The organism is Methylobacterium sp. WL116, assembly GCF_008039455.1.
Lineage (GTDB): Bacteria > Pseudomonadota > Alphaproteobacteria > Rhizobiales > Beijerinckiaceae > Methylobacterium.
The window spans coordinates 1-1,402 of record NZ_VRUV01000818.1 but is presented as its reverse complement, the minus strand read 5'-3'; the positions used below and the strand labels follow the sequence as shown (position 1 = coordinate 1,402).

Sequence of the window (1,402 nt, the reverse complement as noted above, 5' to 3'; positions counted from 1 at the left end):
GCCAAGCCCGACGCCGCCCCGAGCGCGGGGCAGATGGCGGCGCGCCAGCGCCAGAAGACCTGCGGCGCGCAGTGGCGGGCGCTAGCCGACGCCGAGAAGGTGTCGCAGGGTCCGAAGTGGCCGCAATACTGGAGCAAGTGCAACAAGCGCCTGAATGGCGAGAAGGCCTGACGGATCGTCCTGCGTTCCGGCGGGTTGTGCGTTCTGGTACTCAAGCGTAACCGAACGCGATGATGACGGAACGACAGGCGCTGCAGCGCACGGTGGCGGTCGCGGCGATCGTTCCGATCGCCGCCGGATTGTATGGCGTGGTCTTCGGCATGAACGGCCTGGAGGCCGGCCTGCCCGACATCTCGGCCGACAGCCATTTCCGCTACCTGTCCGGCCTGCTCACCGGCATCGGCATCCTGTTCCTGACCTGCGTCGCCGGGATCGAGGAGAAGGGCCGGCTTTTCCGGTTCCTCACCCTCGTCGTCGTGCTCGGCGGGCTCGCGCGCCTGCTCGGCCTGTGGCTCACCGGCGTCCCGTCGCTGACGATGCTCGCGGCGCTCGGCATGGAGCTCGGCGTCACGCCGCTGCTCTGCCTGTGGCAGGCGCGGATCGCCGGGCGGGCGCGGGACGCCGCCGCGATCGTGGAGACAGGGGCCGCCCCCGGCACGCCGGCGCGATGAGCGAGGCCGCCACCGAAACCACGCCCTGGCTCGGCCGGATGGTCGACCGGCTCGACGCGATCGTGCCGAAGCCGGCCGCCTGGGCGTTCGCCCTGCGGATCTGGCTGGCGATGATGCTGGCGCTCTACGCCGCGTTCTGGTTGCAGCTCGACAGCGCGTCGTCGGCCGCCACCGGCGTGGCAATCCTGGCGCAGCCGAAGCGCGGGCAGGCGATCTCGAAGGCCGCCTACCGCTTCCTCGGCACCGTGATCGGCGGCATCGTCGCGATCGTGTTCATGGCGCTGTTCGCGCAGGACCGGGTGACGCTGCTGGTCGCGTTCGCGGTTTGGATCGGGGTCTGCGTCTTCATCGCCCAGTACCTGCAGGACACCCGCGCCTACGGCGCGATGCTGTCCGGCTACACCGTGGCGATCATCGCGCTCGCACATATCGATGCGCCCCAGACGACGTTCGACGCGGCGGTCGGGCGCCTGGCCGCGATCACGGTCGCGATCGTCACCATCACCTTCATCAACGACGCCCTCGCCTCGCCGAGCACGTGGCGAACGTTGCTGCCGACGCTGGCCTCGGCCTACACGGGCACCAGGACCTTCGCCCGCGAGGCGTTCACCTCGGGCGATCCCGGGCCGCTGCGCACCGCCGCGCTGATCCGGACGATCGCGCCGATGCGGGCGGATGCCAGCGCGATCGCCGGCGAGCTCGACGACGGCCCCTACCGGGCGGCCGGCGCC

At 71.2% G+C, this 1,402-nt stretch carries 2 protein-coding genes; both read left to right on the top strand.

The window, feature by feature from the left end; all coding sequences use genetic code 11:
- Positions 1 to 230: 230 nt before the first annotated feature.
- Entirely contained in the window at positions 231 to 671 is a 441-nt protein-coding gene (locus FV223_RS27615; RefSeq protein ID WP_147729875.1) for a DUF4345 domain-containing protein, read from the top strand.
- On the top strand, positions 668 to 1,402 hold a 735-nt coding region (locus FV223_RS27610), incomplete at its 3' end, for an FUSC family protein (protein ID WP_187276275.1). The genes FV223_RS27615 and FV223_RS27610, both read left to right, overlap by 4 nt.

What these genes read in the sequence shown, in the direction of transcription:
- FV223_RS27615 (WP_147729875.1), top strand. Translation starts at nt 231, where the DNA reads ATGATGACGGAACGACAGGCGCTGCAGCGCACGGTGGCGGTCGCGGCG.